Source organism: Pseudomonas sp. Z3-6 (assembly GCF_051131985.1).
Taxonomy (GTDB): Bacteria; Pseudomonadota; Gammaproteobacteria; order Pseudomonadales; family Pseudomonadaceae; genus Aquipseudomonas; species Aquipseudomonas zanjanensis.
Genome location: NZ_CP071644.1, coordinates 6,705,137 through 6,721,823, shown reverse-complemented (window position 1 = coordinate 6,721,823; position 16,687 = coordinate 6,705,137). Strand labels below are relative to the sequence as shown.

The following is a 16,687-nucleotide window of genomic DNA, read 5'->3' as shown; positions in this document are numbered from 1 at the left end:
CCAGGCAAACAGCACCGCTAGCCGCCGAAGCGCCTATCCCGCCGGCCACCCCGCCGAAGGTCGACCCAGCAAACTTCCCTCCTTCGGTAAACTTGACTCTCTCACAAGCCGCCTCAGAACCTCCGTTACACACCTCTTGAACGGCCAGCAACGAAGAAACCCCACCAATCCCAATGCCGATATACCCGCCTGACTTCATGTACTTCGCGGCCCGACTGGTCGCCTCCACATGTGCGGCATACCCCGGTATCTGCCCCGGTGCTCCGGCCTTGTTCCAGTGGTGCGCCAGGCGACGGTTAGAAATGCAGAGGTAGCTCAATTATTTGAACTGGATCAGCAGGCCAATAGCGACTATCCAAATGGAGGCAATGCCCATCACAACCAGATCAATAGCGAGAAGACGCTTCAGGTGAGGCGGGAAGTTCTTAATATCTACAGGGTCCGCATCTCCACTGCGAATATGCGCCTTTGACCACACCACTATCCCGGCAATTTTACTGAGCAGTACGACCCCGCCGAACCAACCCCGGCCTCGCCATGCGGGCCCCCAAAGATATATGTAGCGGCTATTTTTCAAAGCTTCCATCATGACGTCCAAATGTCTGCGGCTGAGGTACAGATTGAACACCAGGCCCAAAAAGCTCAGCAGGAGGGGACCGGCCATAAGCCAGAAAGCTAGCCAGGACTTCCAGAACGCCTCCGGTATCATGGCAAAGTTTTCTCGTACACCACTTCCCCGATTCCTTCACCGCCCATCGCACCGTAAGTTGTGCCCACCCATGCGCCAGTCGCTACCACGACCCCGACGCAGAGAACACCACCCAAACCTGCTGTAGAGGCGCCAATTGCCGCGCAGAGCGGGACGCTGGCACTTTGGGCCATCCATCCAAGTGCAGCGCCGCCAAAGGTCCCCCCCAAAAATTTTCCTCCTTCAGTAAACCTGACCCGCTCACAAGCTTCCCCTGATCCCCCGTTACAAACCTCTTGAATCGCCAGCAACGAAGACACCCCGCCAATTCCAATACCGATATACCCACCTGACTTCATGTACTTCGCAGCACGACTGGTCGCCTCCACATGCGTCGCATACCCCGGAATCTGCCCCGGTGCTCCGGCCTTGTTCCAATGGTGCACTAAGCTACGGCTCGAAATGCCAAGGGCAGTTTTCAGTTTGGGGTGGTCGCCCAGGGTCGTATGGCCGCGCAGGCGGGTGGAATTCAGCAGGTGCGCATCCAGCTGGGCGAGCAGGAGCTTACGCTCGGCGAAGAATTGCGGCGATCTAAGATGGCCGTATTGACGAAAACTGTTCTGGTGTAAGCGTTCCATGGCCTGGAGCGTATCGCGCAGGTTGCTCAGGTGTTTCTCCATCATCACCGCGCTGACGCCCAACCATGTCGAGGTCTGGCCGGTGAAACTGGCGATCTCAGCCGCGTGGCGATGCATGAAGTCGGCTTGTTCAGCGGTGAGGTCATCGAGCGCGGTATTCACTGTTTCCGCCGCCGCCATCACCTGCGCTTCTTCACGGGTGCATTGGTAATTGTTCGGGTCGCTCAGCACGATCATCGAACCGGCCTTAACGACGTCGCGATGAGGATTTAGCGCGCGGAATTTGCGCATCACCTGCGGGTCGGGCGCTGGGAAAAGGGTGGCTTCCAACGCTTCGCGGGTCACGCTTTTGGGCACGATGTAGAAGCCTGGCTCCTGTGGCTCTACTCGGGTGGACGCCGCTGACGACGGAGGGAAGAAAGAGGCGAAAGCAGATTTTGGCGACATCGTCGGACGGCTGGTGACCGTAGGCGCGTCCGGTTGAGCGGTTCTGCTGGTCGCTCGTGGCGCAGAAGATGCGTTCCTGTAGGTAGCGGTAAATACCGAGGGAATCAGATGGGCCTCGCACGGGCAACCGCTGTAGCTGTCCAGCGTCCCGGCCATGAGTCGGCCATGGCTGATCATGTGCGAAATCCCACCGATGATCCGATACGTTTGACCATCCTTGCCGCAGGAGACGCGGTCGCCTTCGCAGGCATGGAGCAAACCGTACAGGTTGATCCGGGGGTCACCGTCCAACACCTTTCCGCCGCAGGAGGTGTCATCGCCCAGGCCGATGTAATAACCCACGTTCATTGGATCTTCCCTTTTGTGTCATCCGACCGCAGGGGGGCAAGATCCATTTGCTGGAGAGGCGGTAAAAAATCTTCTGCCTTCGGCACGCCGTCCCGGGCGATGAGAAGTGCCTTGCCTTGGGGGGTATTGATGATCTCGTCGCCGTTGCTTAGCAAGCTGCCCACCAGCGCAACATGGCTATTGCCTTCCCCTGCGGTGGTTACGATGCGCGCCGTGCTGCCATCGGCATAAACGACAAGATCGCCCTTGCGTGCTGCACGCACCTGATCGCCATTAGCCAATGTGAACTCCAGCGGAGCGGTCCCTTGCTGGACAACTCCGCCGTCACGGGTCTGGCTGCCCTCGGTGGCCACGCGGTAAATCGCAATGGGAGGATGGGCTTTGGCATAAGTCTGTTGTTGATGAACAATCGCCAACGACTGTTCATCAAAATCGGCAAGTTGCTGTTTCGTGAAAGGGCAGTCGTCCAAGCAGAGCAGAAATTCAGGGGATGCTTCGTTGGTGTAGGCGAGATGCAAGGATGCGTTCATTTTTCAAGACTCCCATTCAAGGTTGTCCGCTTGGCATGCACCAAGCCGGGCGAATACTGGAACGATGAATGAGACGTCGCGGCGCGGGTGAGTCGCAATCCCTGCGGGGAGGGAATTTAGAGTGAATAGGAAACTTCGCCAACGGGAACGCGCTTTTTCCTACGCCATGGACCTATTTTTTGCGTGGTTTGCCGGGAAAGTGAGGGGCAGTTGAGAAAACAGCTGCGTGATAGGTCGCCTTCGCGAGCAAGCTCGCGCACAAAGGGGAGGTGATGGGGCTTAGACTGCCATCGGCACATGGTGCCGGTAGCCTTCGAGGGAGAAATCGCCCGGCTCCACCCGCTCCTTGGAGCTCATGCAGATCCAATGTGGGAGCGAGCTTGCTCGCGATAGCGGTGGGTCAGTCACATAAGTATTGAATGTGAGGGCGCTATCGCGAGCAAGCTCGCTCCCACAGGGAGAGGTAGCGTGGCTTAGACCGCCATCGGCGCGGTCATCGGCGCATGGTGTTGGTAGCCTTCAAGGGAAAAATCGCTCGGATCGACTTGCTCCAGCCACTCCGGCTGATACACACCCGTCTTGGCAAACTCCGGCACGCGCTCGGAAATCACCAGCTTGGGCATCGGGAACGGCTCGCGGGTGAGCTGTTCGTTGAGCATGTCCAAGTGGTTTTCGTAGACGTGGGCGTCGCCGATGAAATAGGTGAACCAGCGCGGCGTGTAGCCGGTCAGGCGGCCGATCAGGCTCAGCAGCGCGGCGCCTTCGGTGAGGTTGAACGGCGTGCCCAGGCCCAGGTCGTTGGAGCGGATGTAGAGGGTCAGGGAAATTTCCCTGGTCTCGACATTCGGGTGGAACTGGTAGAGCAGATGGCACGGCGGCAGGGCCATTTCATCGAGCTGGGCGCAGTTCCAGCCGTGGAACAGGATGCGCCGGCTGCCCGGGTCCTTGATGATGGTGTCGACGCACTGGCGAACCTGGTCGATGGCCTTGTACAGCACCACGTAGGCCTGGCCGTTTTCTTCGCCCTCGGCGATCTGCCGGTAACCCTGGGCCAGCGTCTGCTCGATGGCCGCCGGGTTGCTTACCGGGATCTGCTTATAGGCCGGCCACTTGCGCCACTGCACGCCGTAGATCTCACCCAGGTCGTCTTCGCCCTGGCGGAACGGGTTGGCCAGCCACTGGGCGTTTTCGTTGGCGTTCTGGTCCCAGACCTTGCAGCCCAGGGCGCGAAACTCAGCGGCATTGTTCACACCACGGAGAAAACCGCACATCTCGCCGATGGCCGATTTGAAGGCCATCTTGCGGGTGGTGATGGCGGGAAAGCCTTCCTTCAAGTCATAGCGCAGCATGGCGCCGGGGAAGCTGATGGTGTTCACACCGGTGCGGTTGGCTTGCTTGGTGCCGTTCTTGATGACGTGGGCCACCAGATCGAGATATTGCTTCATGGGTTACCTGTGTCCTTGAACCCGGGGCCTGCGCCCCGGGGTTCGAATTTTAAACCTTGGCCGCCGCAGCCGGCGCGCGATGATAAGCCAGCCAGATTAGCGCCAGGCCACCGATGATCATCGGCAGGCACAGCACCTGGCCCATGGTCAGCCAGTTCCACGCCAGGTAGCCGAGCTGGGCATCCGGCACGCGGACGAATTCGACAATGAAACGGAAGATGCCATAGAACAGCGCGAACATGCCCGACACCGCCATGGTGGGGCGCGGCTTGCGCGAGAACAGCCAGAGGATCAGGAACAGTGCCACACCCTCAAGGGCGAACTGGTACAGCTGCGACGGGTGGCGCGGCAACTGCGCCGGGTCGCTGAACGGCGGGAAGATCATCGCCCAGGGCACGTCGGTCGGCTTGCCCCACAACTCGGCGTTGATGAAGTTGCCGATGCGCCCGGCACCCAGGCCGATCGGCACCATCGGCGCGACGAAGTCCATCAGCTCGAAAAACGACTTGTTGTTGCGCTTGCCGAACCACAGCGCCGCCAGCATCACACCAATGAACCCACCGTGGAACGACATGCCGCCTTTCCAGACTTCGAAGATCAGCGTCGGGTTGGCCAGGTAGGCACTCAGGTCGTAGAACAGCACGTAGCCCAGGCGTCCGCCGACGATCACGCCCATGGACAGCCAGAACACCAGGTCGGAGAGCTTTTCCTTGTTCCAGGTCGGGTCGAAGCGGTTGAGCCGGCGCGACGCCAGCCACCAGGCGCCGCCGATACCGATCAGGTACATCAGGCCGTACCAGTGGATTTTCAGCGGGCCGATGGCCAGGGCTACCGGATCGATCTGCGGGTAAGGCAGCATTGATATTCCTCGTAAACGTCAAAAAATACCCGGGCGACGCTGCCACCACGGGATTAAGCCAGGATTGCGTCAGAGCAGAAAACTCACCCCCACGCAGAATAGCAAGGCGGCGAACAAGCGCTTGAGCAAGCGTGGCGACAGGCGATGGGCCAGCCGCGCACCAAAGCGGGCAAAGACCATGCTGGTCAAGGCGATGCCCAGCAGCGCCGGCAAATACACAAAACCGAAACTATGGGCCGGTAGCAACGGATCGTGCCAGCCCAGAATCATGAAACTTAATGCACTGACCAGGGCGATCGGCAAGCCGCAGGCCGATGAGGTCGCCACCGCTTGTTGCATCGGCACGCTGCGCCAGGTCAGGAACGGCACGGTCAGCGAACCACCACCGATGCCGAAAATCGCCGAGGCCCAGCCGATCACCGTGCCAGCCACGGTCAGCCCGGCCTTGCCCGGTACGGTGCGGCTGGCCTTGGGCTTGAAGTCCAGGGCCAGTTGCACGGCAACGATCAAGGCGAACACGCCAATGATCTTTTGCAGGTGCGGGCCGGAAATCGCTTCGGCGGTGATCGCGCCGAAACCGGCACCGATCAGGATGCCGACGGTCATCCAGGCGAATACCGGCCAGCGCACCGCGCCTTTGCGCTGATGTTCGCGCACGGCATTGACCGAGGTAAAGATAATCGACGCCAGGGAGGTGCCGACGGCCAGGTGCGTCAACACCTGCGGGTCGAAGCCCTGCAGGGTGAAACTGAATACCAGCACCGGGACGATGATGATCCCGCCCCCTACGCCAAACAACCCGGCCAGTACGCCGGCGCAGGCGCCGAGTAGCAGATAGAGCACAAATTCCACCAGACTCTCCCCGCCCATCCCCGAAATAAGAGCGGCATGGTAACGGATCGAGGGGCTTGGGCTCTACTGAAGGCGATGGATGCCGGGGCGATGTGTGAGTAGAGTGGCTGGAAACACTCGGGTGTCTGCATCACGACACCGGATGGCGAACCGCTGTTGTGGCGAGGGAGCTTGCTCCCGCTGGAGTGCGAAGCACTCCCGAAAAAGCCAGGGTGATCGGTCTGACAAGCCTGGCCCTTGGATTTGGGCTACTTCGTAGCCCAGCGGGAGCAAGCTCCCTCGCCACAAAAAGCGCTGCTCGGTTTTATTCCTATAACAGGACAACCTGATGTGCCTGATCGTATTTGCCTGGCGCCCTGGCCACGCCCAGCCGCTGGTCGTGGCGGCCAACCGCGACGAGTTCTACGCCCGGCCGACCTTGCCCCTGGCCCAATGGCCTGACGCGCCCCATGTCCATGCAGGGCGCGACCTCGAAGCCGGCGGTACTTGGCTCGGCATCGGCGCCGAGGGCCGTTTTGCCGCGCTGACCAACATCCGCGACCCTGGCCAATTGCCGGCCTTCAAGTCCCGCGGTGAACTGGTGGCGCGGTTCCTCACCGGGAATCTGTCGATTGCCGACTACCTGAGCGAAGTCGTGCCCCGTGCTGGCGAGTACGGTGGCTTCAACCTGCTGCTCGGCGATGGCGCCGAGCTCTGGCACTACAACGCCCGTGATACCCGGCCACAGCAATTGGCCAGGGGCGTGTATGGCCTGTCGAATGCTGGGCTGAACACGCCATGGCCCAAGTTGCTCAAGGCCCGGTTGGCGCTGGAGGAGGTGCTGGGCGATCCGCAACCCCAGGCCTTGTTGGCCTTGCTGAACGATCCACAACCCGCGCCGGTGGCCGAACTGCCCGACACCGGCGTCGGGCTGGCGACCGAGGCATTGTTGTCGAGTGTGTTCATCGCCAGCCCGGCTTATGGGACACGGGCGAGTACGGCGCTGATTGTCCATGCCGATGGGACGCGGCAGATGGTCGAGCGCAGTTTCGGACCCCATGGGGGGCATTTGGGGGAGGTGGCGCTACACACTTGAATGAGAGTCACTTGTGGCGAGGGAGCTTGCTCCCGCTGGTGGGCGAAGCCCGCCCAAAAAAGCCTTGGGGCTACTTCGTAGCCCAGCGGGAGCAAGCTCCCTCGCCACAAATGCTCGCTGAACTGTCTAGAGGGTCTTGTTCGAAGCCGGATTGATCATCCGCGCCAACCCAAGGTTCTTCAGCGCCAGTTGCAAGGAGCTGTGGATCACTTGCGGGTTGTCGATGGTCATCACTTCCGCGAGCAATTCCTGGGCCTTGCTGAGGTTGATCTGGCGCAGCATCCACTTCACTTTCGGCAGGTTGGTGGCGTTCATCGACAAACTGTCGAACCCCATCGCCATCAGCAGCACCGCGGCCGCCGGGTCGCCGGCCATTTCGCCGCAGATACTGACCGGCTTGCCTTCGGCATGGGCGTCACGCACCACGTTCTGCAAGGCTTGCAGCACCGCCGGGTGCAGGTAGTCGTACAGGTCGGCGACCCGTGGGTTGTTACGGTCCACGGCCAGCAGGTATTGGGTCAGGTCGTTGGAACCCACCGACAGGAAGTCCACCTGCCGCGCCAGTTCCTTGGTCTGGTACACCGCGGCCGGAATCTCGATCATCACGCCGACCGGCGGCATCGGCACGTCGGTGCCTTCGTCACGGACTTCGCCCCAGGCCCGGTGGATCAGGTGCAGGGCTTCTTCCAGTTCATGGGTGCCGGAGATCATCGGCAACAGGATGCGCAGGTTGTTCAGGCCTTCGCTGGCCTTGAGCATGGCGCGGGCCTGGACCAGGAAGATTTCCGGGTGGTCGAGTGTCACGCGGATGCCGCGCCAGCCGAGGAACGGGTTGTCTTCCTTGATCGGGAAGTAGGACAGGGACTTGTCGCCGCCGATGTCCAGGCTGCGCATGGTCACCGGTTGTGGGTGAAACGCGGCCAGTTGTTCGCGGTAGATCGCCAACTGTTCTTTTTCGCTGGGGAAGCGCTGGTTGATCATGAACGGCACTTCGGTGCGGTACAGCCCCACACCTTCGGCGCCACGCTTCTGCGCCCGGGCGACGTCGGCCAGCAGGCCGGTGTTGACCCACAATGGCATGCGGTGGCCATCGAGGGTAATGCACGGCAGGTCCCGCAGCGCATCCAGTCCCAGGGACAGTTGCTTTTCTTCCTCCACCACATCGGCGAACTGCTTGCGCAGCACGTCGCTGGGGTTGGTGTAGACCTCGCCGTGGTAGCCGTCGACGATCATCTGGATGCCGTCGACCTTGGAATACGGCAGGTCCACCAGGCCCATCACCGTCGGAATGCCCATCGCCCGGGCCAGGATCGCCACGTGGGAGTTGCCCGAACCCAGTACCGAGACCAGGCCCGCCAGCTTGCCTTCGGGTACTTCGCCGAGCATGGCCGGGGTCAGCTCTTCACTGACCAGGATGGTGTTGTCGGGGTAGACCAGGGTCTGCTGGCGCTCCTGCTGCAAGTACGCCAGCAAGCGACGGCCAAGGTCCTTGACGTCCGAGGCGCGTTCGCGCAGGTAGGCGTCGTCCATCAGTTCGAAACGGTTGACGTGGTCGGTCACCACCTGGCGCAGCGCACCCTGGGCCCATTGGCCGGTCTTGATGACGGTGGTCACTTCGCTGCCCAGGGAGGCATCGTCGAGCATCATCAGGTAGACGTCGAACAGTGCGCGTTCTTCGGGGCGCAACTGCGTCGCCAGCTTGGCCGACAGGGCCCGCATGTCGGCGCGCACGCCTTCGATGGCGGTCTTGAACAAGCCCAGTTCGGCATTGATGTCGGCGACGGTCTTGTCCGGCACCACGTCGAGGTCGGCGGGCGGCAACATGACCACCGCCGTGCCCACTGCCGCGCCCGGTGAGCCGGGCACACCGACGAACTTCGCTTCCTGGATACCCTTGCCCTGGCGACCCAGGCCGCTGATCGAGCCAGTGGCCTCGGCATGGGCGATAACCCCGGCCAGTTGCGCGCTCATGGTTACAAGGAAGGCTTCTTCACCTTCGTCGAACTGTCGGCGCTCTTTTTGCTGGATAACCAACACGCCGACGACGCGGCGGTGGTGGATGATCGGTGCGCCAAGGAACGAGGCGTAGCGTTCTTCACCCGTTTCGGCAAAGTAGCGGTAGCGCGGGTGATCCGCGGCGTTTTCGAGGTTCAGGGGTTCTTCGCGCGTGCCGACCAGACCGACCAGGCCTTCATTGGGCGCCATGCTCACCTTGCCGATGGAGCGCTTGTTCAAGCCCTCGGTGGCCATCAGCACGAAACGATTGGTCTCGGGGTCCAGCAGGTAGACCGAGCAGACCTGGCTGCCCATGGCCTCTTTGACGCGCAATACAATAATCCCCAACGCCGCCTTGAGATCCTTGGCGGAGTTAACTTCCTGGACGATCTTGCGCAGCGTATTGAGCATGGCTCGGGGTCGAACTCCGTCGTCAGTCGCGCGTCAGCAGGCGCGGGGCAAGCTCTTTGAGGGCGCGTCGGTACACCTCGCGCTTGAATGTCACCACCTGGCCCAACGGATACCAATAGCTGACCCAGCGCCAGCCATCGAACTCCGGTTTACCGGTCAAATCCATCCGCACCCGCTGCTCGTTGGAGATCAGGCGCAGGAGAAACCATTTCTGCTTCTGGCCGATGCACAGCGGTTGGCTGTGCGTCCTGACCAGGCGTTGCGGCAAACGATAGCGCAACCAGCCTCGGGTGCAGGCGAGTATTTCGACATCTTCGCGCTCAAGCCCCACTTCTTCATTCAACTCGCGGTACAAGGCCTCTTCCGGCGTCTCCTGGGGGTTGATCCCACCCTGGGGAAACTGCCAGGCGTCTTGATTGATACGGCGTGCCCATAGCACCTGCCCAGCATCATTCGTAAGAATGATCCCCACATTGGGACGGAAACCATCGGGATCGATCACGGCAACAACCTCGCAAACGCATGTCGCCGCATTGTTCCACAAAGGTTGTGAAAGCAGCAACGAGCGTCCCTAGCTTATGTGCACTCTTGTGAAAAGTCCGTATTCTGGACGCCTTTCTTTAGATTTTTCAGCGAGTAACTGCGATGCGGCTGGCTTTATTCGACTTGGACAACACATTGCTGGGTGGCGACAGCGACCACGCGTGGGGCGATTACCTGTGCGAGCGCGGTTTTCTGGACGCTGTCACCTATAAGGCACGCAACGACGCGTTCTACCAGGATTACCTGGCCGGCAAGCTGGACAATGCCGAGTACCTGAACTTTTGCCTGGAAATCCTCGGCCGTACCGAAATGCACATCCTGGCCCAGTGGCACTTGGACTACATGCGCGACTGCATCGAGCCGATCGTGTTGCCCCAGGCCATCGAACTGCTGAAAAAGCACCGTGACGCCGGCGACAAGCTGGTAATCATCACCGCCACCAACCGCTTCGTTACCGCGCCAATTGCCGAGCGCCTGGGGGTCGAAACCCTGATTGCCACCGAGTGCGAGATGGTCGACGGGCGCTACAGCGGACGCAGCACCGACATCCCGTGTTTCCGCGAGGGCAAGGTGACCCGGTTGAACCGTTGGCTGGAAGAAACCGGGTACTCGCTCGACGATAGCTACTTTTATAGCGATTCGATGAACGATTTGCCGTTGCTGGAAGCGGTGACGCATCCGGTGGCGGTGGATCCGGATCCGAATCTTCGGGCTGAGGCCCAGAAGCGGGGTTGGCCGGTGATTTCGTTGCGCAATTGACTGTGGGAGCAAGGCTTGCCCGCGATTGGCTTTAGGCGATGCAAAGGATGCCAATCGCGAGCAAGCTTTGCTCCCACAGACTGTGTTTTAAACCGGCTTGGCCCCCATCAACCCCGCAATGGCCACAAAGCAGACAACACTGAACAGTGCCAGGGCAAAGGTAAACTTCCCGCTACCGCCTGGCGTCTTGCGCAATGTGTTCAGCCGCACCAGCAGCCAGAACCCCGCCAGCGCCGCCAAGGTGTAGAGCACGCTGGAAGCCAGCAGCCAGGTCTGTCCCAGTGGCCAGCCGATTTGATGAACCATCCACCAGCCGGTGAATGGCAGGCTAGTCAGCGCCAGGATCATGACCAGCCAGATGAACAGCCGCGGACGTTGCAGTGTGCGCGCAGCCGCCGTGGCGTCGCCGTTGCGGCGCGTGCGCCAGACCCAGATGGCCAGCCCCAGTGCACCCGCCAGCAGTAATACAGTGGCGATGCCGTGGGCGATCTTCAGCGCGGTCAATGTTTCCATGGGTTCGATTTCCTTAAGTCTTGCTCACAGCCTAGCCCGCCTTTATCAACCCAGGAACAACTGATAGGCCGGGTTATCGCTTTCATCCCAGTACGGGTAGCCGATTTCTTCCAGGGCGGCCGGGACCAGGTGGCGTTCATCGTGGGGCACTTGGAGCCCGGCGACCACACGACCATCCGCCGCGCCATGGTTGCGGTAATGGAACATCGAGATATTCCAGCGCCCACCCAGCTTGTTCAAGAAGTTGAACAGCGCCCCCGGACGTTCCGGGAATTCGAAGCGCAGCACCACTTCGTCGATGACATGGGCCGCATGCCCGCCGACCATGTGGCGAATGTGCAACTTGGCCAGTTCATTGTCGGTCAGGTCCAGCACCGGGAAGCCTTGTTCGGTCAGGCTGGCGATCAGCGCGCTGCGCGGGTCGTTTTCCGGGTGGGTCTGCACGCCGACGAAGATGTGCGCTTCGCTGCCGGTGTTGTAGCGATAGTTGAATTCGGTGATCTGGCGCTTGCCCACTGCTTCGCAGAACGCCTTGAAGCTGCCCGGCTTCTCGGGGATGGTCACGGCGATAATCGCTTCGCGGCCCTCGCCCAGCTCGGCGCGCTCGGCGACATGGCGCAAGCGGTCGAAGTTGACGTTGGCGCCGGAGTCGATCGCCACCAGGGTCTGGCCGCTGATGTGCCGTGACTCGACGTATTTCTTGATCCCGGCCACGCCCAATGCACCGGCAGGTTCGGTGATCGAGCGGGTATCGTCGTAGATATCCTTGATGGCGGCGCAGATCTCGTCGGTGCTGACGGTGATCACTTCGTCCACGTGGTGCTTGCAGATATCAAAGGTGTGCTGGCCGATCTGTGCCACGGCAACGCCGTCGGCGAACAGCCCCACGGTCGGCAGCACTACGCGCTCGCCTGCGGCCATGGCCGCTTGGAGGCAGTTGGAGTCGTCCGGCTCGACGCCGATGATCTTGATGTCCGGGCGCAGGTATTTCACGTAGGCCGCGATCCCGGCGATCAGCCCGCCACCGCCCACCGGGACGAAGATCGCATCGAGGCGCCCAGGATGCTGGCGCAGGATTTCCATCGCCACGGTGCCCTGCCCGGCAATGGTGTGGGGATCGTCATACGGGTGGATGTAGACGTAGCCCTTTTCGTCGACCAGTTTCAGCGAATAGGCCAGGGCTTCGGGGAACGAGTCACCGTGCAGGACTACTTTGCCGCCACGGGAGCGCACGCCTTCGACTTTGATTTCCGGCGTGGTCTTGGGCATCACGATGGTGGCCTTGACCCCCAGCACCTTGGCCGCCAGGGCCAGGCCCTGGGCGTGGTTGCCCGCCGAAGCCGTGACCACGCCGCGTGCGCGTTCTTCGTCGCTGAGCTGGGTCAGCTTGTTGTAGGCCCCGCGAATCTTGAACGAGAACACCGGCTGCAAGTCTTCACGCTTGAGCAGGATGCTGTTGCCCAGCCGCTCGGAGAGCTGGCGAGCGGCCTGCAGCGGGGTTTCTACGGCAACGTCGTAAACGCGCGAGGTGAGGATCTTTTTGACGTACTGTTCAAGCATCGGAAAGCATCACTGAGCGGGTTGGGCAGGGCCAAGGAGTCTAACCCGGCTTTTGGCTGGGCGACCATACGATTAAGGCACTTTGAGCGCAGAAACCCCCGTGGCGAGGGAGTTTGCTCCCGCTGGGTCGCGCAGCGGCCCCCTTCGATATGCGGTAGACATCAATCACGACTGCTTCGCAGCCGAGCGGGAGCAAGCTCCCTCGCCACACTGGCTCGGTGCCAATCAGGCAATGACCAGGGCCCTTTCGGCGCCTATAATGCCGGCCTTTCGTTCTCTCTCGGCACCTTCGGAGCCCGCATGACCCAGGATCAACTCAAACAGGCCGTGGCCCAGGCCGCCGTCGACCTCATCCTCCCGAAACTGGATGACAAGAGCGTCGTCGGGGTCGGCACCGGCTCCACGGCCAATTGCTTCATCGACGCGCTGGCGCAACACAAGGGTGCGTTCGATGGCGCAGTCGCCAGCTCCGAAGCGACCGCTGCGCGCCTCAAGGGCCACGGGATCCCGGTGTACGAACTCAACACCGTCAGCGACTTGGAGTTCTACATCGACGGCGCCGATGAAAGCGACGCGCACCTGAACCTGATCAAGGGCGGCGGCGCGGCCCTGACCCGCGAGAAGATCGTCGCGGCGGTGGCCAAGACCTTCATCTGCATTGCCGACGCCAGCAAACTGGTGCCGGTACTCGGCGCGTTCCCGTTGCCGGTGGAAGTTATCCCCATGGCCCGTAGTCATGTGGCCCGCCAACTGGTGAAGCTGGGCGGCGACCCGGTGTATCGCGAAGGCGTGCTGACCGATAACGGCAACATCATCCTGGATGTGCACAACCTGCAGATCACTAACCCGGTGGAACTGGAAAGCCAGATCAACGCCATCGTCGGCGTGGTCACCAACGGTTTGTTCGCTGCTCGCCCGGCGGATGTGCTGTTGCTGGGGACTGCTGATGGGGTGAAGACCCTGCGGGCTGAGTAGGCCCAGGGGCTATTGATTTAAGCTCGAGTCCTGTGGGAGCGGGCTTGCTCGCGAATGCGGTGTGTCAGTTGGCATATATGTGTCTGATATACCGCATTCGCGAGCAAGCCCGCTCCCACATGGTTCTGCGTCAGACCAGGATCAAGGCTGCGGCTTCGTGAACACATAAAACAGGTTCGGCTCGCTCACCAGGTACAGGTTGCCATCGTCGTCCATGGCCAGGCCTTCGGCCTGGGGTACGGTTTGTTGCAGCCCCTGGCGGCCCTTGCTCAATGAGAGCGTGCTCAACGGTCGGCCGTCGATATCCAACTCGATAATCAACCGCGACTCATCGGACAGCGCCAGCAAATGGCCGCTGCGTTCATCGTATTGCAGGCTTGAAAGGTCGCGTACGAACAGCCCGGCATCGCGCTTGGGGTTGTTGATCACATGCACCGCGTAGGACTTTTCCGGATTGTGGTGGGGAAACCCGTGCACTTCGTAAATCAGCATCGGGTCGCGTTCCTTCGCCACGAACAGGCGTTTGCCCACCGAATCGTAGGCCAGTCCTTCGAACCCCTTGTTGCTCCTCATGTGCACGCCGAGGGATATCTGCTCGGCGTCGGCGGCGTCGAGGAATTGGGTGTTGTCTTCCAAGTGAATCTTGATCAGCCGTTGCTGGCGCTCGTCAGTGATGACGTAGGTGTCTTCGCTGATGAACTCCACCGCCTCCGGGTCGCCAAAGCCGATCAGGGCGATGCGCCGCAGAATCTTGCCATCCAGCGACAGCTCGATCAGCTCGGCGTTTTTATTGGTGACAGTGAACAGGCTCTTGCGGACCGGATCGAACGTCAGCGCGGAAACATCATCATCCAGGCCTTCGATCACCCGCGCCTCGACGGTGACCCGGTATTGATCCAGGGCAATGGCCTGTTCGCTGGTATTTTTCCAGAGCGTATTCAGGTTGAACCAGGCGCGTTCGAACAGGCGCAGGTGCTGGCCGACGGCGATCAGGCTGATCAGCACCAGCGTCAGCAGTATCAGGATCAAAGATTTGGGGTGGGCGAGTCGACGCATGTTGGGGTGGGCTCGGATAAGAACAGGTGGGTGGAAATACCACGGCTGCCTGAACTGAAACTTAATGGCTGCGTGCCACACCCTACAGCGAAGCAGGACTTATCCTACAGAGTTAGTTGTCAGCGCTGTTTTTCGAAACGATAGAACAGGTTCGGCTCGCTGACCATGTACAGGTTACCGGCCTCATCGATCGTGACACCTTCGGCACGAGGGATCGTGTCTTTCAGGCCGTTGAAGCCGCCTAGCAAGGTCATGAAGCTGACCTGCTCGCCTTCTTCGTCCAACTCCAGCAATAGATGGGAGTCGGCTGACAGCACCAGCATGTGACCGGTGCGGGGGTCTACGGCCAATGCTGAAAGGTTGCGAAGGTCCAATTCGTTGCTGACATGGATCTGCTTATCGCCCTTGAGCAACTGGCTACCGTCACTTTTCCAGGTGAACAGCGCAGGTGGGCGCTCTTCACCGAGGACCAGTTGCTGATTTTTCGGGTCCCAGACGATGGCTTCGAATCCCTTGTTCTGATTCTTCGACGTGCCCAGGTCATAGCGAGGAAAATCATTGATGTTCAGCGCGCGGGTGTCGGCATCGACCTGAACGATCGATAGCAGGTGCTTTCGTTCATCGGTAATGGCCAGCAGACCGTTTTCCATAAACGCCACGCCTTCCGGATTGCCCCAGCCCACCAATGGCATCTTGCGCAATACGTCGCCTTGCAGGGTCAGCTCCACCAGGAATGGGTTCTTGCCCATGACTGCGAACAGGGTCTTGGTCTGCGAGTTATAGGTCACATCGGACGCTTCGTCCTTCTCCATGCCCGGTAGCGGCTTGGCGTCGATCACGGCGCGATAGTCTGGCAACCAGATGCTTTCCTGGCGCTGGGCCGGGCTCTGGAAGTGTTCCGACAGCCAAAGCAGGCCGCGGTCGTCCCAATGCATCGCAAACGCCAAGCCATAGGCTGCAGCCACCGCCAGCAGCGACCAGGCATACCAGGGCAGGGCGAAGCGAGAGCGGCGGGCAGGCTTGGCGGCAGGCAGTGTTTGGGTTTTGGCCATCGGGGAATGCGTTCCAGAAAGTTCGGCTAAGGGAGTGGCTGGCTCAGATGCCGCATTCCTCGGAATTATCCGGATGGCATGTGAAAAAAACGGTAAAACTTCGGTCTTCAGGAAAGCCTGGATCTCTAATGTGGGAGCGGGCTTGCTCGCGAATGCTTAGTGTCAGTCGACATATATGTTTCTGATACACCGCATTCGCGAGCAAGCCCGCTCCCACATTTGATCTGTAGTGGTCACAAAACCGAGTTAGCGAACGCTACTCTCGAAGCGGCTCGCCCCTGGCAGTTCCAGGATCAGTTCATCGCCCGCATTCAGCGGCCCGACGCCCGCCGGGGTGCCGGTGAGGATCACGTCGCCGGCCTGCAGCGAGAAACAACCGGCCATGTATTGGATCATCGGCACGATGGGGTTGAGCATCAGGCTGCTGTTGCCGTCCTGGCGCACTTCACCGTTGATGGTCAGGCGCACGGGAATGTCGGTCAGGTCGGCAAACGTATCCTTCGAGACAAATGGCGCGATCACTGCCGCGCCGTCGAAGGACTTGGCGACTTCCCACGGCAGGCCCTTGGCCTTGAGCTCGGCCTGTTTGTCCCGCAGGGTCAGGTCCAGGGCCGGGGCGAAGCCGGAGATCGCGTCCAGCACCTCTTCAACGCTGGGCTTGGTGGACAGCGGCTTGCCGATCAACACGGCGATTTCCGCCTCGTAGTGCACCGAGCCACGGTCGGCGGGAATGCTGAAACCGCTTTCCAGCGGCACCACGCAGCTGCCCGGCTTGATGAACAACAAGGGTTCGGTGGGCACCGGGTTATCCAGTTCCTTGGCATGTTCGGCGTAGTTGCGGCCAATGCACACCATTTTTCCTAGCGGGAAATGAATACGTGTACCGTCGACATACTGGTGCTGATAGCTCATTTACCGACTCCTGCTCTGGGGTTCATCAG

General features: G+C 60.8%; 16 protein-coding genes. 3 read left to right on the top strand and 13 right to left on the bottom strand.

Annotation, left to right across the window (positions count from 1 at the left end):
* Positions 1–319: 319 nt before the first annotated feature.
* The 6 genes from J3P88_RS29090 to J3P88_RS29065 form a co-directional block, all read right to left on the bottom strand.
* Positions 320–709: a hypothetical protein gene (locus J3P88_RS29090; RefSeq protein ID WP_434573110.1), complete on the bottom strand. Its 390-nt coding sequence runs from the start codon at positions 707–709 to the stop codon at positions 320–322.
* The gene (locus J3P88_RS29085) at positions 706–2,121 is read right to left on the bottom strand and encodes a PAAR domain-containing protein (protein WP_434573108.1); all 1,416 of its coding nucleotides are present in this window, start codon (positions 2,119–2,121) and stop codon (positions 706–708) included. The genes J3P88_RS29090 and J3P88_RS29085 overlap by 4 nt, the downstream gene beginning before the upstream one ends.
* Complete coding sequence (locus J3P88_RS29080; protein ID WP_434573106.1) at positions 2,118–2,651, bottom strand: hypothetical protein; 534 nt, start codon at positions 2,649–2,651, stop codon at positions 2,118–2,120. Before J3P88_RS29080 ends, J3P88_RS29085 begins: the two co-directional genes overlap by 4 nt.
* Before the next feature lie 473 nt (positions 2,652–3,124).
* Complete coding sequence (locus tag J3P88_RS29075; RefSeq protein WP_434573104.1) at positions 3,125–4,096, bottom strand: thymidylate synthase; 972 nt, start codon at positions 4,094–4,096, stop codon at positions 3,125–3,127.
* Positions 4,097–4,145: 49 nt separating this feature from the next.
* Entirely contained in the window at positions 4,146–4,955 is an 810-nt protein-coding gene (gene lgt / locus J3P88_RS29070; protein ID WP_053117240.1) for a prolipoprotein diacylglyceryl transferase, read from the bottom strand.
* Between the two features lie 69 nt (positions 4,956–5,024).
* Positions 5,025–5,807: a sulfite exporter TauE/SafE family protein gene (locus J3P88_RS29065; protein WP_434573102.1), complete on the bottom strand. Its 783-nt coding sequence runs from the start codon at positions 5,805–5,807 to the stop codon at positions 5,025–5,027.
* A 328-nt stretch (positions 5,808–6,135) separates the two neighbouring features.
* On the opposite strand from J3P88_RS29065, the gene J3P88_RS29060 reads away from it, so the two are divergent.
* On the top strand, positions 6,136–6,882 hold the full coding sequence (locus tag J3P88_RS29060) for an NRDE family protein (protein WP_434573100.1): 747 nt from the start codon (positions 6,136–6,138) through the stop codon (positions 6,880–6,882).
* A gap of 126 nt (positions 6,883–7,008) precedes the next feature.
* Here the strand turns inward: J3P88_RS29060 and ptsP are convergent, their stop codons facing one another.
* Together ptsP and J3P88_RS29050 are read right to left on the bottom strand one after the other, a co-directional pair.
* The gene (gene ptsP / locus J3P88_RS29055; protein WP_186707334.1) at positions 7,009–9,288 is read right to left on the bottom strand and encodes a phosphoenolpyruvate--protein phosphotransferase; all 2,280 of its coding nucleotides are present in this window, start codon (positions 9,286–9,288) and stop codon (positions 7,009–7,011) included.
* 22 nt (positions 9,289–9,310) lie between these two features.
* A complete protein-coding gene (locus J3P88_RS29050; RefSeq protein ID WP_003186867.1) occupies positions 9,311–9,790 on the bottom strand; it encodes an RNA pyrophosphohydrolase in 480 nt (159 codons plus the stop codon).
* Between the two features lie 143 nt (positions 9,791–9,933).
* Here J3P88_RS29050 and J3P88_RS29045 point away from each other — a divergent pair, with 143 nt between their 5' ends.
* Entirely contained in the window at positions 9,934–10,590 is a 657-nt protein-coding gene (locus J3P88_RS29045) for an HAD family hydrolase (RefSeq protein ID WP_434573098.1), read from the top strand.
* Positions 10,591–10,677: 87 nt separating this feature from the next.
* On the opposite strand, the gene J3P88_RS29040 is transcribed toward J3P88_RS29045, so the two are convergent.
* Positions 10,678–11,103 carry a DUF2269 family protein gene (locus J3P88_RS29040; protein WP_434573096.1) on the bottom strand — a complete coding sequence of 142 codons (426 nt, stop codon included), beginning with the start codon at positions 11,101–11,103 and terminating at the stop codon, positions 10,678–10,680.
* A gap of 45 nt (positions 11,104–11,148) precedes the next feature.
* Positions 11,149–12,663 (bottom strand): threonine ammonia-lyase, biosynthetic, encoded by a 1,515-nt coding sequence (gene ilvA, locus J3P88_RS29035; protein WP_186707331.1) that lies wholly within the window; start codon positions 12,661–12,663, stop codon positions 11,149–11,151.
* A gap of 300 nt (positions 12,664–12,963) precedes the next feature.
* Between ilvA and rpiA the strand changes: the two genes are divergently transcribed.
* The gene (gene rpiA / locus J3P88_RS29030; RefSeq protein ID WP_186730346.1) at positions 12,964–13,638 is read left to right on the top strand and encodes a ribose-5-phosphate isomerase RpiA; all 675 of its coding nucleotides are present in this window, start codon (positions 12,964–12,966) and stop codon (positions 13,636–13,638) included.
* A gap of 141 nt (positions 13,639–13,779) precedes the next feature.
* Here rpiA and J3P88_RS29025 read toward each other — a convergent pair whose 3' ends face one another.
* The 3 genes from J3P88_RS29025 to J3P88_RS29015 all read right to left on the bottom strand — a co-directional run bounded on the left by J3P88_RS29025 (position 13,780) and on the right by J3P88_RS29015 (position 16,658).
* Positions 13,780–14,694 carry an SdiA-regulated domain-containing protein gene (locus J3P88_RS29025; protein ID WP_434573093.1) on the bottom strand — a complete coding sequence of 305 codons (915 nt, stop codon included), beginning with the start codon at positions 14,692–14,694 and terminating at the stop codon, positions 13,780–13,782.
* Positions 14,695–14,813: 119 nt separating this feature from the next.
* Positions 14,814–15,746 carry an SdiA-regulated domain-containing protein gene (locus J3P88_RS29020; protein ID WP_434573091.1) on the bottom strand — a complete coding sequence of 311 codons (933 nt, stop codon included), beginning with the start codon at positions 15,744–15,746 and terminating at the stop codon, positions 14,814–14,816.
* A 246-nt stretch (positions 15,747–15,992) separates the two neighbouring features.
* Positions 15,993–16,658 carry a fumarylacetoacetate hydrolase family protein gene (locus J3P88_RS29015; RefSeq protein ID WP_434573089.1) on the bottom strand — a complete coding sequence of 222 codons (666 nt, stop codon included), beginning with the start codon at positions 16,656–16,658 and terminating at the stop codon, positions 15,993–15,995.
* Positions 16,659–16,687 lie beyond the last annotated feature (29 nt).